Raw genomic sequence first — 14884 nt, forward strand, 5'->3', positions numbered from 1 at the left:
GCCGGCCGCCGACCGCGGTGCGGCGCTCCCGACTCACAGGAACCGAGAACACGCCATGAACTCCCCCATGAGGCTGCTCGCGCTGTCCGCACTGGCGACCGCGGCGGTCGTCGCCGGCACCGCCCCCACCGTCGCGACGGCCGCGCCCCGCCACGCGGACGAGCCGGCCAGGCCGACCGTCGTCCTGGTGCACGGCGCCTTCGCCGACGGGTCCAGCTGGAACAAGGTGACCCGGCGCCTCCAGGCCGCGGGCTACCGCGTCGTCGTCCCCGCCAACCCGCTGCGCGGTCTCAAGAGCGACTCCGCCTACCTCGCGAACGTGCTCAAGAACGTGCCCGGCCCCGTCGTCCTGGTCGGCCACTCCTACGGCGGCGAGGTCATCACCGACGCGGCCGCCGCCAACCCGCAGGTCAAGGCACTCGTCTACATCGCCGCCATCGCCCCGGAGAAGGGCGAGAGCGCCAACGACATCCTGGGGGCCTATCCCGGCAGCGAGCTGCCCGACGCCCTCAACCCCCTGCCCTACCCCCGCCCCGACGGCAGCACCGGCACCGACCTGTACGTCAAGCCCGACAAGTTCCGCGCCGTCTTCGCCGCGGACGTACCCCCCGCCGAGGCCCGCGCGATGGCCGCGGCGCAGCGCCCCATCGACGCCTCGGCGCTCGACGCCCGCAGCGAGCACGCCGCCTGGCACACCCTGCCCTCCTGGTACGCCGTCGCCCGCAACGACCGTACGATCCCTCCCGCCGCCGAGCGCCACATGGCCGAGCGGGCCGGGGCGCACATCACCGAGGTCGACTCCTCCCACGCCATGGCCGTCTCCCACCCCGGCGCCGTCACCCGCGTGATCGAGCAGGCCGCCCGGGCGACCGCCTCGCGGTGACGGCGCCTCACCCCTGGGCGCGGGCCCCGAGGATCGGGTGCCGGCTCACCGGCTCCAGTACTGGGCGAGGGCTCCCTCCCGGTACGGGGCCGGGCTGACGCTGAGTTCGCCGGCGAAGGGCCGGTCCAGGACGAAGACCAGGAGCAGGCTGAAGCCGACCAGTCCCGCGACGGAGGCGACGAACAGGAGCTGGACCCGCAGTTTGCGCATGCCGTAGAGGAACGTGAGCGGGACCAGGACGAGTGCGCCGCCGAAGGCCAGGACCTGCAGCAGCGGGGGGAGTTCCTGTCCGGCCATGGTCAGCCGGGCGCGGCGCTGGGAGGCGACGTCGTTGAGATGGCTGACGGCCTCCTCGTAGAAGACCTCCTCGCGTCCGCTCCTGGGGTCGAAGGTCTGCAGCGCCTCGAAGGCGGCCCGCAGGTGGCTCTCGGTGGCCCCGTAGCTCGGATGCCCGGCGCGCATCCGGGGCCACTGGTCCTCGACGACCGCGTGGACGTAGCCGCTCAGACTGGCGTCGAGGCGGGCGTGCACCGGTGCCGGGAAGGCCGCGGCGTCGCGGGCGATGAGGGCCGCGTCGGTGGCCTCGGACGCGACGATGGTCTGGGTGTCCTCCATCTGCGTCCACAGGGTGACGATGACGAACGCCAGGATGATGCCGTAGATCGCGCCGAACATGCCCAGCGTCACCCCGACCATGTCGTTGTGCTCGCCGCGGGCCACTGAGGGATAGCGGCGGCGCAGCAGCACACTGCCGGTGACGGCCACCAGGACGGTCCCGCCGACGGCGACGACGGCGAGGGTGAAGGTGCTGAAATGGTTGAGCAGCCACAGCGACGACATGGGCGCGGAGTCTAGGGCGCGGCGAGGCGCCCTTCGTGCCGGTGCGGGCGCGTGAGCGGTGCGGGGGCGGGGAGTTCGGGCGGGCGGTGCACACCATCGAGTGAGCGGCGTTCCCGCCCCAGCCCCCGTTGCGGGGGCCGGTGTGTGCCGTGCGCGGCGGCACGGTCGTCGCTGCCGTGCCGCCGCGTGTCCACCCACCTCCACCACCGTTGCGGATACCCCCGGGCGGGCGGCTCACCCCGGGCCGCCGCCGAGCCGTGCGGACCGTGGCCGACCCGGCCGTCCGGGCAGCCCCCCGGGCAGGCCGTCCGGGCACACCGTCGCGCGGGCGCGGCTTGCGGTCGCGTATCGGGTCTGTGCGGTCGTGTCTCAGGCCTGTGCGGTCGTGTCCCGGGTCTGTGCGGGCGGTGCCCAGGGCTTCGCCGCGGGCCGCGGGGCCTCGAAGGCGCTGCGGAGGGTGTCCTTCAGGGACTTGGGCGGGGCTTCCTTCTCCTGGGTGGAGTGCATGAGCCGGGCGACGCTCACGCGGAGGTGGCACTCCCGGTGGCGCTGGCGCACGAGCACCACCCATGTTCCGTCCCGGGTGAGCAGGGCGTGCCGGGCCGGTTCGTCGCCCGGCCGGGCGTGCCGGGCCAGGACGCCGGGCGTGTAGTTGCGGGCCGCGTCCTCGGCGGCCGCGACGGCCTGCGCCTCGTCCCCGTCGATGGGGTGGGTGCCCACCAGCATCCAGCGGTGCAGCTTCAGTTCCGAGCCGTCGACGTGCTCGGTCACCCGGGTGTCCTCCTCGATGAGGACGTACCACTGTGCGGTCATGCCGGTGCTTGCCTGTCTGTTCAGGGCCCGGTCAGGGGCCCGGCGGGGTCACACGAGCATGCGGTCCGGTCACCGGCGAGGAAGCCCCTCGACCGGCAGGGAAGTCGTGCCTGTCGTGCTGGTCGTTCCGAATCCTGCCATGTGGATCTTGAACGGCGGATCCCAGGTACCGGGGCCAGGCACGCCGCGCCGCGGGGGCCACCGGGAGGTGGCCGTGTGAACCACGACGGGGACCACCGGGCCTGCCCGTCGGCACCGCCGGTCGGCCCCGGGCCGCCGCGGCCCTGGGCGCGGCCGGAGCGGGGCGGCGGCGGGTGACCGCAGGCGGGTTCACTCGTTTGCCGGAATGCCGGGCCCCACCTCCTAGGTCGCGGAAGGCACCCGCCTGATGGTCTCGTCCTTGCTCCGCCGCTTGCCCAAGGTCTCCACCCGCGGCCTGCTCCACGCCGAGCAGCGGCTCGCCGAGCGGTACGCCGATCTCGTACGGCTGGCGTATCTGGTCCTGCCCACGGCCCTGGGCAGGCACCGGCGGGTTCTGCTCGCCCACGCGCTGGTGCAGCGGACCCTGCCCGCCGCGGCGTCCGGCGTGCCCGCGCCGCGCGCCGCCGGGACGACGCCCCGCCCATGTCGCGGTCGCTGTATGTGCCGGTGCTGCGCGAGGTTTTGGCCCTCTCCCGGCGGCCGCCGCTGTGGCCCGGCCGCGTCCCGCCGCCGGGGATGCTGCTGCCCCGGCTGCCCGTGGTGTGGGGGCTGCGGCTGTTGCCCCGCGCGGGCGGAGCCGACGAACTCGCCCTGGGCCGGGCGCTGTCGGAGCTGTCGGCGACCGCGCGGGCCGCCTTCATCCTGCTGCGGGTGGAACGGCTGACCGAGGCGGAGACCCGCGGGGTCCTGGAAGCGGCCGGGTTCGGCGGCGTCGAGGCCGAACTGCGCGCGGCGCTCGATCTCGACGCCGTCCTCGACTCCGGCGCCGCCGGGGTCCTCGCGTCCGAGGAGTTCGACCCGTGCACGGTGCGGGCCCGGCCGAGCGATCTGCTGCGCCGCCGCCGTCGCGTGCATCTGGCGGGAATCGCCGTACTGGTGGCGCTGATCACCGTGGTGACGCTGGTGGTCAGTGACGGTGCCCCCACCGTGCGCGCGGGGGCCGGAGCGCACCGTGCGTCCCGGCCCGCGCCGGCCGTCGACGACGTGGTGCGGGTGGCTCCCGGGGCGTGGGCCGCCACCTCCCGGGTGGACTTCACGGCCTGGCCCGCGCGCGGCCGGCTCGTGAGGGACCGGGCGCTGCTGCGCCGGGCGCTGACGGCGTGGGCCGGGGACGGGCACGCCACGCGGATCAGCCGGAGTGCCGGCACCGCGGCGGGCCCGCCGCTGGACGCACCGCACCTGCTGTACGCCGGGCCGGTCGGCGGCGGCACGGTGGTGCTGCTGTACGACGGTCAGCGTCTGGCGCGCTACCGCGAGGCGGCTGCCTCAGGTGCCCGGTCCCTGGTGCTGGCCCGGGTGGACGACGCGGACGTGACGACGGCCGCCGCCGTCGCCCTGGACACCTCCGGCGAGAGGGTGCGCTACCTGCTGGCGCCCTGGGTGGCCGCGTCGTGGACCCGCGACCTGATGCGTCCCGACACCCCGGCCCGCGCGCTCGCCGTGGACGGCGACGGGGTGACCGCGCCGGTCCCGTTGTTCGGCCCTGGTCCCCGCCCCGGTGCCGGCGCCGGCTGTGGCAGCCGTACCGTGCTCCAGCTGCGCTCCTCCTCGCGGATCGCCGAACACCACGCCTTCCTGCTGGCCGGCCTCGGCGAGCTCACCGCCGTGCACCTGACCTACACGCCCCTTCCCGGGCAGGGGCGCCGGCGCGGCAGCCGCGGGAGGCCACCGGCCCGGCCGCCCTGCTCGCCTGGGCCCGCACGGGCTGCGCCGTCGGCCTGCCGCACGGGCCGGGGGTGAAGGCGGTCAACGTCTGGGACTTCGCCGAGCAGGACCTGCCCGACGGGGCCGGGCCCGGTGTGTGGACGTGCGCGCGGGCCGACACCTGGCGCGGTCCCGGCGAGGTGGCGGTGGCCCTGCGCACGGCCGGGGCGGGCACGGGCGAACAGGCCCGCGTCGTGGCCAGGGCGCGGGCGACCGGCGCGTGCGGCAGGTTCGGGCAGCACGTCGTCGTCCACGCGAACTGGCGGTCCCCGAAGGGCGCCTGGTACGTGCTCGCGGCGGGAAGCCGCGCGGTGCGGGGGCTGATCGTCACCGGTGACGTCACCGCCGGCACCGACGGTGCCACCCTCGCGGTGCGCGCTGGGGCCCGGGCCCGTACCGCGGTGCGGGCCCGGCTGGCCGGGGTCTGCGGCCCATCGACCTGTCGCCGGGACGGTCCGGGTAGCCGGGGTGTGTGCCGGCCGTCCGCCCCGCGGCCCGGCCGGCGTGGTGGCGCGGTGCGGCCGGCGTGATCCCGCAGCCCGGCCGGCGTGGTGGCGCGGTGCGGGAATGCGTACAGGCAAGCGGTCCAGCCCCCGCTCGGGTGAGTGCGCAATGCTGGTGCGGGCTCAGCGCGTCCGGAGGCGATAGTCATGGGGTCCCTGCCCGGCTTCTGTTGAGAAGGGGTGTCCTGGCGATGGCCGACGATGCCTTGCTGTTCGTGCTTCCCGAACGTCATCCGCTGCTGGGGGCGGCCCTGTCCGCGGTCGGCGGGCTGGAGTGCGCCGAGAGCCCCGCGGTGCTGGGCTGGCTCCACGCCCACGGCCTCCCCGCCTCCTCCGAGCGCGTCCGGATCGTCCCGGCGGGCGCGGCGGTGCTGGTCCCCGAGGAGGCCGAGCGGCTGCCCGTGCCGCTCGGCGAGGAGGAGACACTGCGCGTGGAGCACGCCTGTGCGCCCAGGTCCGTGACGGACATGGAGTCGGAGCTGCTCAGTTTCCGGGACACCACCCAGGACTGGCAGTCGCTGGTGCACCGGGCCCTGACCGCCGGCATTCCCGCGCCGCGCATCGCGCAGCTGACCGGTCTGGACCCGCTGGACATCGTCCAGGCCGTCGGCGACTGACCGCGCCGCCCCACGCCGTCCCCGCGGCGTGGGGCGGCCGGCCCTCGCGGGTCCCCGGGCCGGTCATCCGGGGTCGGTGCAGCCGAACAGGCCGGCGTGGCCCGGCGGCAGCTGGGTGAGCAGACGGCGCAGCAGTGCGTCGTCCGCGGCCCGGGCGAGGGTGGGCAGGACGGCGTCGATCTCGCGCCGGGCCTCGGCGAGGCCGGTGTCGCTGCGGTCGGCGACGGCCTCGACGAAGGAGGCGGGGGTCAGCGGTTCGCTGGCCGGCTCGGCCGCGGTCAGCAGGGACGCGCATCCGGCGGGCAGGAGGGCGGCCAGGTCCGTGCGGTCGTCGCCCACCAGGTGGGCGCCGAGGACCTCCAGCACGTTCTGCACGGCTCTGGCTCCCTGTTGGGGCCGGTCGTAGCCCGCGCGTTCGGTGACCTCGGTGAGGAAGGTGCCCAGACTCCAGTCCATGACGGCTCCTAGTCGTCGCGTCTCTTCTCGGCGGTGGCCCGTGCGCGTGCCCGTGCGGTGACCCGCCCGCCGTCCCGAGGCCCCCGGGTGCGCGGCGGGCGGGGGTCTCATACGGGGGCGGTGGCGTGCACCAGGCGGTGGACATGGGCGACGCTGCCGCACCGTGCCGCCAGCAGGTCGGCCCTCGTCCTGGCGTAGCCGGCGCCGAGTTCCTCCCGGCAGGGCCGACTGAGCGTCTCCCGCACCCGGTTGACGAGGGTGCGCTCCTGCTCGTCGGTGTGGCGGCCGGTGGCGCAGGCCAGTTGCTGCAGCCGCCACTCCCCCTCCGCGGAGGCGAGGTCGCGCACCCGCAGGAGCGCGAAGAGGACCTTGACGGCTTCCTGGTGCGCGGTCTCGATGTGGGCGACGGTGTCGTCGTCCTCGAAGCAGGTGAGGAGGACCGGGTGCACCGAGGCCCGCTCGGCCTCACCGTGCGCGATCATCAGATGCGCGAAGTCGTGGAGCGCGGCGGAGCGGTCGGCCTCGGTGCTGCGCATCAGGCGCAGGAGGTCCTCCAGCGTGCGGTGGTCCTCGAGGATCAACTCGACGACATCCTGGGCGGGGTGCATGGATGCGCCTCCCTACGTGAGTGGGTTTCACCTCCGCTACCCGCACCATCATCACAAATTCCACACTTTGCCCCTTTTGCCCAGTCTTCGCTGGTCACCGGGGCCGCGGGGCGGGGCCCGCCTTCCGCGGCCGGCCCGCAGCGGCGTGCCTCTCACCGGCAGCCCCGGCCCGCAGCGTCCCAGCCCCTGACCCGCGTTGGGGGCACCGGACCCGTCAAGTCGCGGGAACGGGCGCCCGTGTGAGGCCGGACCGGGCGCGGCGGGAGCGTGTCGTCCGCGGAGCGTCGCGGAAGAAGTGCATACGGTGATCCGGCGGGGGCACACGGTGTCCCGGAGCGTGTATCCGCTCCGTCCGACCGGGGTGCCGCCTTCCACAGGGGTGCGCTCGGCGCTGGTCGCGGGACCGTGTGACGGCCCGCCGCACGAGAGGGGTTGCTGCTGTGCTGCTGCCGGCGGAGAAGGAACTGCGCGCAGTGCTGGCCCGCTTCGCCGAGGCCCGCTTCCGTCATGACCTGCAGCCCACCGGCCGCTCCAGCCGGGAACTGGAGGAGACCTCCGCCCGGCTGTGCGCCTTGACGTCCACGGGATCGGTGGACCAGGCCCTCGCCGCCGCCGACGCCCTCCTGGAGCAGCTGCGGGCGGAGCGCCGTACGGCCGCCGCGGCGAGCCGGGCCCTGGCCGCCTGAACCCTCCGCAGTGCCGTCCCGGCAGGGAAGAGCCCCCACCCAGTGGAGCGCCCGCGCCGCGCGCGCTATCCGCGGGGGCCGCTGATCCGGTCCGGCTCGATCACGTGGATGACGCGGACCTGGTCGCGGCCGCCGAACCACGGGTAGGGGCCGCCGAGATACCTGCGGGAGAGCGACTCGATGTGCTCGACCGCGCCCTGCGTGCGCACCTCGGTCACCCGGCCGCGGATCTGGACGTAGGACGCCGGATCCGCGGGATCCGCGACGGCCACCGCGACGCGGGGATCACGGGCGATGTTCCGGGTCTTCTGATGGGTCTCGACGCTGTTGATGAGCACATGGCGCCCGTCGGTGTCCACCCAGGTCTGGGTGAGCTGGGGGGAGCCGTCCGGCATGAGGGTGGCGAGGTAGCAGGTGGCCGGACGGCGCAGCAGCGCCACCAGTTCCTCGCCGAGCGGGACGGGCACCCGTTCCTCCGTTGTGCGATCGCCGGTCACCGAAGCAGGCCGCCACGGTAGCCCGCGGACGGCGGCCGCGGACGTGTGCCACGCGCGCCGGGGTCTTCGGCCCTGCCGTCGGCGGGACGTCCGGCGGTCAGACGCCGGGGCGGAAGCGGAGCGCGGACCAGGTGTCGTCGACGGCGATCTGCCGCACGGGGCGTACGCCGTGCGCGGAGAGCGCGGCGGCCAGGGTGTCGCGGTTGAGGTCCGTGCCGAGCTTCCCGCCCTTGGGGTAGGCCACCCAGGCGAGGGCGTCACGGCGCGCCGCGTCGAGCACCGCCCGGGCATCCGCCCCGAGAAGGTCGCCGGAGGCGGTCACGAAGACGAGCACCGCGTCGGCCGACGCCGCGTCGCCCGCGGCCACCCCGCCCGCGGCTTCGACCTCCAGGGGAAGGTCGTCGGGCTTGCCCAGGACGACGACGCTCTGCCCGGGCTTGATCTGGAGCTTGCTCATGACGGACACCCCCTGATGCTGCCATCCGGGACACGGCCGCGCCCCCACGGGGGGCACGTCCGCGGGGACGGCCTCGGTACTTTCCGGGGGGCTGGGTGGAGCGGTGGTGCGGCCTGCCGCGGGAGGGCGGGAAGCCGCAGGAGGGCGGGAAGCCGCAGGAGGGCGGGAAGCCGCAGGAGGGCGGGAAGCCGCGGGAGGGCGGGAAGCCGCGGGAGGGCGGGAAGCCGCAGGAGGGCGGGAGGCGCGCGCCGGCCGCCGGATTTGAGTTCTGTGCCGCAACGCGGCTTCGGTGCCGCGGGCGGCCGTCGTGCGGCCGTAGCGCCGGTAGCGCCGGTAGCGGCCGTGGCGGCGGTAGCACCGGCCGTAACGGCAAGCGCCGCCGGACGGCCCCACGGTGGCGGCCGGGCTGTTTCCTACACTCGCGGGATGAACTCCTACACGTGCACCCACTGCGGCACCGTCGGTCTGACGGAGGGTTTCATCGAGGACGCCGGCGAGCACTCACGCGGGTACGCGCGCTGGATCGAGGGCGCGTTGGAGCGGGGGATCTTCGGGGGCGCCAAGCGGTTGGGCCGGCCCCGGCGGCAGATAGCGGCCTACCGCTGCCCCAAGTGCGGGCACCTCGAACTGTTCGCCACCGGCGAGGTGTAGCCGGCTCCCGCCGGTCCGCGGCGGGCGTGCGGCACGGAGACCGGCGGGCCGGCCCGCCGTCATGGCGAGGCGTGGTGCGGGGGCAGGTGGGCGGTGGTGCCGAGGCGAGCCGTCGTCACACGGAACTGCGTGCGGGTTCCGGTGAGTTCCAGGACCCGTCGCGGCTGGGCCTGCAGGCCGGACAGGAGGAGGAGTCCGCCCTGGGCGTCGGTGTGCCGGTGCAGGCCTTGGAGGAGGCCCAGGCCGCTGGCGTCCAGGAACGGCACACCCGCGAGGTCCAGGCAGAGGGTGCGGTTGCGGATGTGCACCGCGTCGGTCACCCGGGTGACCCGCGGGCAGGTGTCGAAGTCCAGTTCGCCCGTCACCGTGACCACGGTTCGCTCGAGAAGGTCGCTGACGTGCACGTCGAAAGACGGCATGGGGAAACCACCGTTCGGGATCTAAGCCCATCACGGTCGGCTCCCACTGCCGGAAGTAGGCCGTCAAGCGCGCGGCATACGGTGCCGCATCACAGCCGAGCAAGACCACCCGCACCATCCACCGGCCACCTGGCTGCGCTGTCACCTCACGGCGGCGCGGGGTCTCCCACCAGACCAGGCTGGTTCTCCTCCGAGCGTGTCACATCGAGGCAACCGGCACCAGAGTGCCCTGTCCGGGCCACCCCTTTGAGGCCGCGCGCCCGCAACGGCCGTGCGAAGGCGGCCGGATCCGCCCGGCTCCCCGCACGTCCGCAGGCGGCCGCCTCGCCGGCCACACGGCGCGCGCCCCGCCGCAGTGCCCCGCGCGGGACGGCCGCGACCACCGGGAGTGGCCCCGGGGATGCCAAAGGGGGCGGGCTGTACACGGCCGGCGCTGAGGGGGGCGGCGGGGCCGGTGGCCGGCAGGTCTGCGGGGCCGGGGCAGGTGACCGGGACGGCGGCGGCATGAGCCGGCGGGCCCTTCCCTTATACGGTGCCGGGGCCCGCCCCCTGTCCGGCGCGGCGAGCCGGCCCCCGTCGGCTCGATGCGCCGCAGGCCGCGTCCGGTCGCGGGACCGGGGAGGCGCGTCCGGTCTCGGAGCCGGGGGCGCGTCCGGTCTCGGAGCCGGGGGGCGCGTCCGGTCTCGGAGCCGGGGGGCGCGTCCGGTCGCGGGGCCGGCTATGCCCGGTCCGAACAGTCGTTTCGTACCCTGGCGGCATGCGCATGCGCCCGACGTTGAGCTGGACCCCTGCCGACGACTGGCCGCCGGGCACCACGGACGTGGGGCCGGTCGCCGATGCGCTGCGCGCGGGCGGGGTGCTGGTGCTCAGCGGGGCGGGCATCTCCACGGAGTCGGGCATCCCCGACTACCGGGGTGAGGGCGGCAGCCTGAGCCGGCACACCCCGATGACCTACCAGGACTTCCTCGCCGGTGCCCAGGCCCGGCGCCGGTACTGGGCGCGCAGCCACCTCGGCTGGCGTACCTTCGGCCGTGCCCGGCCCAACGCGGGCCACCGGGCGGTGGCCGCGTTCGCGCGGCACGGCCTGCTGGCGGGGGTGATCACGCAGAACGTCGACGGTCTGCACCAGGCGGCGGGCAGTGAGGACGTCGTGGAACTCCACGGAAGCCTGGACCGGGTGGTCTGCCTATCCTGCGGTGCCCTCAGCGCGCGCCGTGAACTCGCCCGGCGCCTGGAGGCGGCCAATCCCGGTTTCGATCCGGTGGCCTCCGGCATCAATCCCGACGGTGACGCCGACCTCACCGACGCGCAGGTCGGCGACTTCCAGGTGCTGCCCTGCACGGTCTGCGGCGGCGTCCTCAAACCGGACGTGGTGTTCTTCGGGGAAGCCGTTCCCCCGCAGCGGGTCGAGCACTGCCGCGCGCTGGTGCGGGAAGCGGCCTCGCTGCTGGTCCTGGGGTCCTCGCTGACGGTGATGTCCGGGCTGCGGTTCGTCCGCCAGGCCGCCCAGGCAGGCAAGCCCGTCCTGGTCGTCAACCGGGATCCGACCCGCGGCGACCGGCACGCCCTCACCCGCGTCGCGCTTCCCCTGGGCGCGGCCCTGACCGCCGTGGCCGGCCGGCTGGACCTTCCCTTCGACGGCCGTAGCGCGGCCTGATCCGCCCGGAGGAAACATCCGGGCCGCGTGCGAGGCGCTGCGGCCGCGGTTCGCGGGTAGCCGCTGATCTGGCCGGTGAAGGGAGACGCGGCGCATGGCTATCGAGGCGAACTCCGCCAGGATCACGGGAAAGGTCCAGGGCAGGGACATCGTCCTGGACGGGCCCCTGTCCAAGGACGAGATCCGGGACAGGGTGTGGTGGTGGCAGACCGCCGACCCCCGAACGTCCGGGGAGCGGGAGGACCGCCGGCACGAGCACGAGTACGACGGCTCCCGGCGGGACGTGATCGCCACCCTGGGCGGGTACTACGAGGTTCCCGGTGACCCGCGCGCGCCCGAGGCCGCCGAGTTGACGGAGATGCTGTACGCGGAGCTCAACCCGGACGGTTGAGACGGTTCACGGCGACACGGTTCGCGTCGACACGCTTCACGTCGAGACGGTTCGCGCGGTGCCGGGCGCGGCCCGGGCCGGCGCTCGCGGCCCGTGCCCGTGTCCTGCGGTGGAGCGGGCGCGGGCGCGTGTCGTCGTGCCGCCGCGCCGGGCTCCAGAACCACGGGGTGGCTCAGTACGCGGAGTTGACGTTGTCGATGGAACCGTAGCGGTGCGCGGCGTAGTTGGCGGCCGCGGTGATGTTCGCCACCGGGTCGGTGGAGCTGTGGGCGGTGCCGTCGACGTGGTAGGCGTTGAAGGTGGGGTCGATCACCTGCAGCAGGCCCTTGGACGGGGTGCCGTTCTTCGCGTTGACGTCGTAGTTGTTCTGGGCGTTGGGGTTGCCGCTGGACTCACGCATGATGTTGCGGTGCAGGCCCTCGTAGCTGCCGGGGATGCCCTTCTTCTTCATGATGGCCAGCGACTGCTTGATCCAGCCGTCGAGGTTGTTGCCGGCACCAGCGGCGTCGGCGTGGCCGTCACGCGCGGGGGCGGCGGCGCTGTGCGCGGCCTTGGGCGCCTCGGCGGCCTGCGCGGAAGCCGGCACCAGGGTGAGGGCGGCGGCAGCGGCACCGGTCGTGGCGAGGCCGGTCACGGCGAGGCGGGCAAGACGGCGGGAAGCGGTGATCGCGGTCAAGGGACTCTCCTGTGGGACGTCGTCGAGGCGCCGGCCGGATATCCGGTCGCGGCCTGCAGGGCGTCGGGGCGAGCCCTGCTGCACGCTCCAGCGGGCACGTCCGGCGATCAACGCCCGGTCGGCCAGCGGCTTGCGGCAACGACCAACATGGTTAGCGACCCGCGGAACCCCACGCAAGAATGTGACGTACTACCCACTTTCGGAGAAACATCTTAAATCGGGCATCGAGGGGCTTTTCTTCCTGCTCGGGGCGGCGCGGACCTACGGCCCCGGATAGGACGTGACATGGCTCCTATGGGGCTCATCACCCCTCGGCCGGTGGATCCGGCCCCGCAGCGGCCCCCGGAGCGGCCGCTCGCCTCCCTCCCGAGGGGGGTGCGAGCCGGCCGGAGTGTCACGGTCCGCGTCCGCGGGGTCGCCGACCGTGCACCGGCGGCGGGGCAGGACCGGGCAGGACCGCACCGCACCACACCGCATCGCATCGCGCCGCACCACACCGCATCGCACCGCGCCGCAGCGGCGGACGGCCTTCTCGCCGGTGTCAGGACCGCAGGCGTTCGCGGTCGCCCATCACCACGACCGGGTGCCGGGCGGGGTCCAGGGTGCGCAGGAGGGTCTTCATGCCGGGCTCGGGGACGGTGACGCAGGCCGACGTGCCGTCGCCGTGGTCCATGTGGAGCCAGATCCCGCCGCCCTTGTCCACGCCGTCGGGGCGGTTCCAGTCGAACGGCGGTGCGCCCTTGAGCCGGTTGTAGTCGATGGCGATGACGTAGTCGAAGTCATGGGCGTGGGCGGGTTCGGGGTTCAGCATGGCGGCGTAGGCGTTGTCGTCGTACCAGTACCTCAGCCGGCTGCCGGGGTCGGTGCGGGTGCCGCCCGCGTCGGTGAGGGTGAACACGCCGACGGGGCTGTGCTCGTCGTCGATGCGGTGGTCCGTCGTCCAGCCCAGTCTGCCGTTGTGCGCGGGCCAGCTCTGCGTCCGGTACCAGGCCGAGCCCTGCTTCTCGTACAGGACGGCGAGGCTGTCGGGGGAATCGGGGCCTTCGCCGTAGACGACCACGGCCTGCCCGGTGTCGGGGGGCAGCTGACGGGACATCCGCTCGCCGACCCCCGGAAGGCGGATGCCGACCGCCTGGCCGGGGCGGGCCGACGCGGCGCCGGGCGCGCCGCCGGCGACCTTCCGCTCGGCACCCTGGCCGCACGCCGTGGCGGCGGTCAGCAGGACGCCGCAGGCGAGGACGGCGCCTATGGCGTGCCGTGCTCCGCCGCGCCGCATCGGCCGACGAGGGGACGGGGTCACCGTGAACATCCGCATGGTGCAGATCCTGTGACGCGGCGTACGCCCCTCGCATCCGGACGCGGCATCCGGCCCAACCGCCCCCAGCAGGGGGGGCGCCGGCCCGGTCCGGGTCCGCTTGCCGCGCCAAGTCCCCGCCTCCGCCGCACTGCTGGCCCGCCGGGCGTACGACGGGCCGCTCCTTCCAAGTCCCCGCCTCCGCCGCGTCGCTGGCCCGCCGGGCGCGACGGGCCGCCCCTGCCCCCGCGGCGCCTGCGGCGCGTGCCCGGCCTCCGTGGGCAGGGCGGGGCCGGGGGGGATCGATCGCAAGGTCCCTGGTTCAGGCCCGGTCCAGGGCCCGCCGCAGTTCGTCGACCACGGCGGTGGGCGTGCCGGTGCCCTGGACCAGGGTCAGTACGTGTTCCGCGACGCGGTGCAGGTCCAGGCCTAGGGTGTGCGCGACGTCGCGCAGTACTGCTGCGGCCTGCTCGACGGGCAGGTGTCCGAGCACGGCCACGGCGCCCTCCGCCATGCAGATCCGCGAGCGCACGGCGACCTCGTGGCGGAGGTGCTCGACTTCCGCCCTGAGCAGGACGCCCTCGTCGCCGTGCGTGTCGTCCACCGCGCCGAGCGGTTCCCCCGGGGCCTGCCCGAGTCGGTAGAACCGCATGTGATCACCTCAGCGAGTAGCGGAACAATGTCGCTGCTACCCAGGTGTCGGCGCCGCAAAGCTCTGCGCTACCGCCACCGGAGGAGCCCCCGCCCGGGGCGGGGCCGGGGGTGTTCGGCCTGGGCCGAGGAGGGGGTCGTATGACGTTCCAGGAGCACGTGCGGCGGGCGGCCGGTGAGGTCGTCGCCGGGTTTGCGGCGGACGGCGGGATCTACGCGGTGACGTTCCGGATCGACAGCGTCGAGCAGGATCCGCGGTTTCCGTACGTGGCGATCGGCTACACCACCGAGGCCGACGCGGCCGCCTCGGCGGGGTCGGCGTCGAACGCGTGGGAGGCGCGCTGGAGTTACGCCTTCTTCCCGCGGACGGGACTCGAAGGGGTGAAAAGCGTCGGGTGTGACCCGGACGGCGCCGCCCGGCACCGGCGGGAGGCCCAGGCGCGGGGGCTGTGGTACGAGGACGACGGCGAGCCGGGGGAACGCGGCGAGCGGCTGGCCGCGTGGTTCGCCCGGGTGTGCGTCGCGGCGGCCCGGCATCTGCACGAGGACGGCGTCATCGCCCGGGCGCTGGGACGGCCGGTCCCGGTGATCCTGTACGACATGTTCGACCCGGACGCGATGTTCGCACTGACGTCCGCCGCCAACCCGGCGGAACTGGTCGCCGAGTTCATGACCGAGGCCCCGGACGGGCCGGACGGGGAGGATACGGCGCCTGCTGCCGGACCGGGCGGGTGAGGTGTGCGCCGGGCCTCGCGGGCCTCGCACCGGCGCGGGCCGGGCGGCGCATCGGCGGTGCGGGGGCGGGCGGCGCACCGGCGGTGCGGGGGCGGGCGGCGCACCGGCGGTGCGGGGCGGGGCGGCGTCCGGGGGATGGGTTCCC

Annotated in this window: 19 protein-coding genes; 9 read left to right on the top strand and 10 right to left on the bottom strand. The window is 74.9% G+C overall.

All coding sequences use genetic code 11. The annotated features are described in order from the left end of the window. Positions 1 to 55: 55 nt before the first annotated feature. Entirely contained in the window at positions 56 to 883 is an 828-nt protein-coding gene (locus N8I86_RS38340) for an alpha/beta fold hydrolase (protein ID WP_263280285.1), read from the top strand. 45 nt (positions 884 to 928) lie between these two features. Here the strand turns inward: N8I86_RS38340 and N8I86_RS38345 are convergent, their stop codons facing one another. Further along, complete coding sequence (locus N8I86_RS38345) at positions 929 to 1723, bottom strand: bestrophin-like domain (protein WP_073898875.1); 795 nt, start codon at positions 1721 to 1723, stop codon at positions 929 to 931. Positions 1724 to 2092: 369 nt separating this feature from the next. Then, positions 2093 to 2536 carry a hypothetical protein gene (locus tag N8I86_RS38350; RefSeq protein ID WP_263280286.1) on the bottom strand — a complete coding sequence of 148 codons (444 nt, stop codon included), beginning with the start codon at positions 2534 to 2536 and terminating at the stop codon, positions 2093 to 2095. A gap of 624 nt (positions 2537 to 3160) precedes the next feature. Between N8I86_RS38350 and N8I86_RS38355 the strand changes: the two genes are divergently transcribed. The 3 genes from N8I86_RS38355 to N8I86_RS38365 all read left to right on the top strand — a co-directional run bounded on the left by N8I86_RS38355 (position 3161) and on the right by N8I86_RS38365 (position 5561). Further along, on the top strand, positions 3161 to 4477 hold the full coding sequence (locus tag N8I86_RS38355) for a hypothetical protein (protein WP_263280287.1): 1317 nt from the start codon (positions 3161 to 3163) through the stop codon (positions 4475 to 4477). Then, positions 4474 to 4971, top strand: coding sequence for a hypothetical protein (locus N8I86_RS38360; RefSeq protein ID WP_263280288.1), 498 nt, complete (start codon positions 4474 to 4476; stop codon positions 4969 to 4971). The genes N8I86_RS38355 and N8I86_RS38360 overlap by 4 nt, the downstream gene beginning before the upstream one ends. A 164-nt stretch (positions 4972 to 5135) precedes the next feature. After that, on the top strand, positions 5136 to 5561 hold the full coding sequence (locus N8I86_RS38365; protein ID WP_073898868.1) for a DUF6003 family protein: 426 nt from the start codon (positions 5136 to 5138) through the stop codon (positions 5559 to 5561). 63 nt (positions 5562 to 5624) lie between these two features. Here the strand turns inward: N8I86_RS38365 and N8I86_RS38370 are convergent, their stop codons facing one another. Then, positions 5625 to 6017: a DUF2267 domain-containing protein gene (locus tag N8I86_RS38370; protein WP_073898866.1), complete on the bottom strand. Its 393-nt coding sequence runs from the start codon at positions 6015 to 6017 to the stop codon at positions 5625 to 5627. Between the two features lie 107 nt (positions 6018 to 6124). Beyond that, entirely contained in the window at positions 6125 to 6625 is a 501-nt protein-coding gene (locus N8I86_RS38375; protein WP_263280289.1) for a hemerythrin domain-containing protein, read from the bottom strand. A gap of 440 nt (positions 6626 to 7065) precedes the next feature. On the opposite strand from N8I86_RS38375, the gene N8I86_RS38380 reads away from it, so the two are divergent. Then, positions 7066 to 7311: a DUF5133 domain-containing protein gene (locus tag N8I86_RS38380; RefSeq protein WP_073898862.1), complete on the top strand. Its 246-nt coding sequence runs from the start codon at positions 7066 to 7068 to the stop codon at positions 7309 to 7311. 65 nt (positions 7312 to 7376) lie between these two features. Here N8I86_RS38380 and N8I86_RS38385 read toward each other — a convergent pair whose 3' ends face one another. Then, positions 7377 to 7778 (bottom strand): PPOX class F420-dependent oxidoreductase, encoded by a 402-nt coding sequence (locus N8I86_RS38385; protein ID WP_073898860.1) that lies wholly within the window; start codon positions 7776 to 7778, stop codon positions 7377 to 7379. Positions 7779 to 7905: 127 nt separating this feature from the next. Next, entirely contained in the window at positions 7906 to 8265 is a 360-nt protein-coding gene (locus tag N8I86_RS38390) for a hypothetical protein (RefSeq protein WP_148088521.1), read from the bottom strand. A gap of 426 nt (positions 8266 to 8691) precedes the next feature. Here N8I86_RS38390 and N8I86_RS38395 point away from each other — a divergent pair, with 426 nt between their 5' ends. Then, positions 8692 to 8916 carry a hypothetical protein gene (locus tag N8I86_RS38395; protein ID WP_123439520.1) on the top strand — a complete coding sequence of 75 codons (225 nt, stop codon included), beginning with the start codon at positions 8692 to 8694 and terminating at the stop codon, positions 8914 to 8916. Positions 8917 to 8975: 59 nt separating this feature from the next. Here N8I86_RS38395 and N8I86_RS38400 read toward each other — a convergent pair whose 3' ends face one another. Next, on the bottom strand, positions 8976 to 9335 hold the full coding sequence (locus N8I86_RS38400; RefSeq protein ID WP_123439519.1) for an STAS domain-containing protein: 360 nt from the start codon (positions 9333 to 9335) through the stop codon (positions 8976 to 8978). Between the two features lie 757 nt (positions 9336 to 10092). On the opposite strand from N8I86_RS38400, the gene N8I86_RS38405 reads away from it, so the two are divergent. Further along, positions 10093 to 10992, top strand: coding sequence for an NAD-dependent protein deacetylase (locus tag N8I86_RS38405; RefSeq protein ID WP_263280290.1), 900 nt, complete (start codon positions 10093 to 10095; stop codon positions 10990 to 10992). 94 nt (positions 10993 to 11086) lie between these two features. After that, positions 11087 to 11383, top strand: coding sequence for a hypothetical protein (locus tag N8I86_RS38410; protein WP_073898852.1), 297 nt, complete (start codon positions 11087 to 11089; stop codon positions 11381 to 11383). A 172-nt stretch (positions 11384 to 11555) separates the two neighbouring features. Here N8I86_RS38410 and N8I86_RS38415 read toward each other — a convergent pair whose 3' ends face one another. From N8I86_RS38415 to N8I86_RS38425, 3 genes are all read right to left on the bottom strand, one after another. After that, positions 11556 to 12059 (bottom strand): transglycosylase SLT domain-containing protein, encoded by a 504-nt coding sequence (locus tag N8I86_RS38415; protein WP_123439516.1) that lies wholly within the window; start codon positions 12057 to 12059, stop codon positions 11556 to 11558. Between the two features lie 541 nt (positions 12060 to 12600). Beyond that, positions 12601 to 13335 carry a L,D-transpeptidase family protein gene (locus N8I86_RS38420; RefSeq protein WP_073898848.1) on the bottom strand — a complete coding sequence of 245 codons (735 nt, stop codon included), beginning with the start codon at positions 13333 to 13335 and terminating at the stop codon, positions 12601 to 12603. Between the two features lie 340 nt (positions 13336 to 13675). Then, positions 13676 to 14005, bottom strand: coding sequence for an ANTAR domain-containing protein (locus tag N8I86_RS38425; RefSeq protein WP_073898846.1), 330 nt, complete (start codon positions 14003 to 14005; stop codon positions 13676 to 13678). Positions 14006 to 14145: 140 nt separating this feature from the next. Here N8I86_RS38425 and N8I86_RS38430 point away from each other — a divergent pair, with 140 nt between their 5' ends. After that, on the top strand, positions 14146 to 14739 hold the full coding sequence (locus N8I86_RS38430) for a hypothetical protein (protein ID WP_263280291.1): 594 nt from the start codon (positions 14146 to 14148) through the stop codon (positions 14737 to 14739). The last annotated feature ends 145 nt before the right edge of the window (positions 14740 to 14884 follow it).

Origin of the sequence: Streptomyces albidicamelliae, from assembly GCF_025642175.1 — a bacterium.
GTDB classification, from domain to species: domain Bacteria; phylum Actinomycetota; class Actinomycetes; order Streptomycetales; family Streptomycetaceae; genus Streptomyces; species Streptomyces albidocamelliae.

Bases quoted from the DNA above. Each gene is read 5' to 3' on its own strand.
- N8I86_RS38340 (WP_263280285.1), top strand. From the start codon at position 56: ATGAACTCCCCCATGAGGCTGCTCGCGCTGTCCGCACTGGCGACCGCG.
- N8I86_RS38345 (WP_073898875.1), bottom strand. From the start codon at position 1,723: ATGTCGTCGCTGTGGCTGCTCAACCATTTCAGCACCTTCACCCTCGCC.
- N8I86_RS38350 (WP_263280286.1), bottom strand. From the start codon at position 2,536: ATGACCGCACAGTGGTACGTCCTCATCGAGGAGGACACCCGGGTGACC.
- N8I86_RS38355 (WP_263280287.1), top strand. From the start codon at position 3,161: ATGTCGCGGTCGCTGTATGTGCCGGTGCTGCGCGAGGTTTTGGCCCTC.
- N8I86_RS38365 (WP_073898868.1), top strand. From the start codon at position 5,136: ATGGCCGACGATGCCTTGCTGTTCGTGCTTCCCGAACGTCATCCGCTG.
- N8I86_RS38370 (WP_073898866.1), bottom strand. From the start codon at position 6,017: ATGGACTGGAGTCTGGGCACCTTCCTCACCGAGGTCACCGAACGCGCG.
- N8I86_RS38375 (WP_263280289.1), bottom strand. From the start codon at position 6,625: ATGCACCCCGCCCAGGATGTCGTCGAGTTGATCCTCGAGGACCACCGC.
- N8I86_RS38390 (WP_148088521.1), bottom strand. From the start codon at position 8,265: ATGAGCAAGCTCCAGATCAAGCCCGGGCAGAGCGTCGTCGTCCTGGGC.
- N8I86_RS38395 (WP_123439520.1), top strand. From the start codon at position 8,692: ATGAACTCCTACACGTGCACCCACTGCGGCACCGTCGGTCTGACGGAG.
- N8I86_RS38400 (WP_123439519.1), bottom strand. From the start codon at position 9,335: ATGCCGTCTTTCGACGTGCACGTCAGCGACCTTCTCGAGCGAACCGTG.
- N8I86_RS38405 (WP_263280290.1), top strand. From the start codon at position 10,093: ATGCGCATGCGCCCGACGTTGAGCTGGACCCCTGCCGACGACTGGCCG.
- N8I86_RS38410 (WP_073898852.1), top strand. From the start codon at position 11,087: ATGGCTATCGAGGCGAACTCCGCCAGGATCACGGGAAAGGTCCAGGGC.
- N8I86_RS38420 (WP_073898848.1), bottom strand. From the start codon at position 13,335: ATGCGGCGCGGCGGAGCACGGCACGCCATAGGCGCCGTCCTCGCCTGC.
- N8I86_RS38425 (WP_073898846.1), bottom strand. From the start codon at position 14,005: ATGCGGTTCTACCGACTCGGGCAGGCCCCGGGGGAACCGCTCGGCGCG.
- N8I86_RS38430 (WP_263280291.1), top strand. From the start codon at position 14,146: ATGACGTTCCAGGAGCACGTGCGGCGGGCGGCCGGTGAGGTCGTCGCC.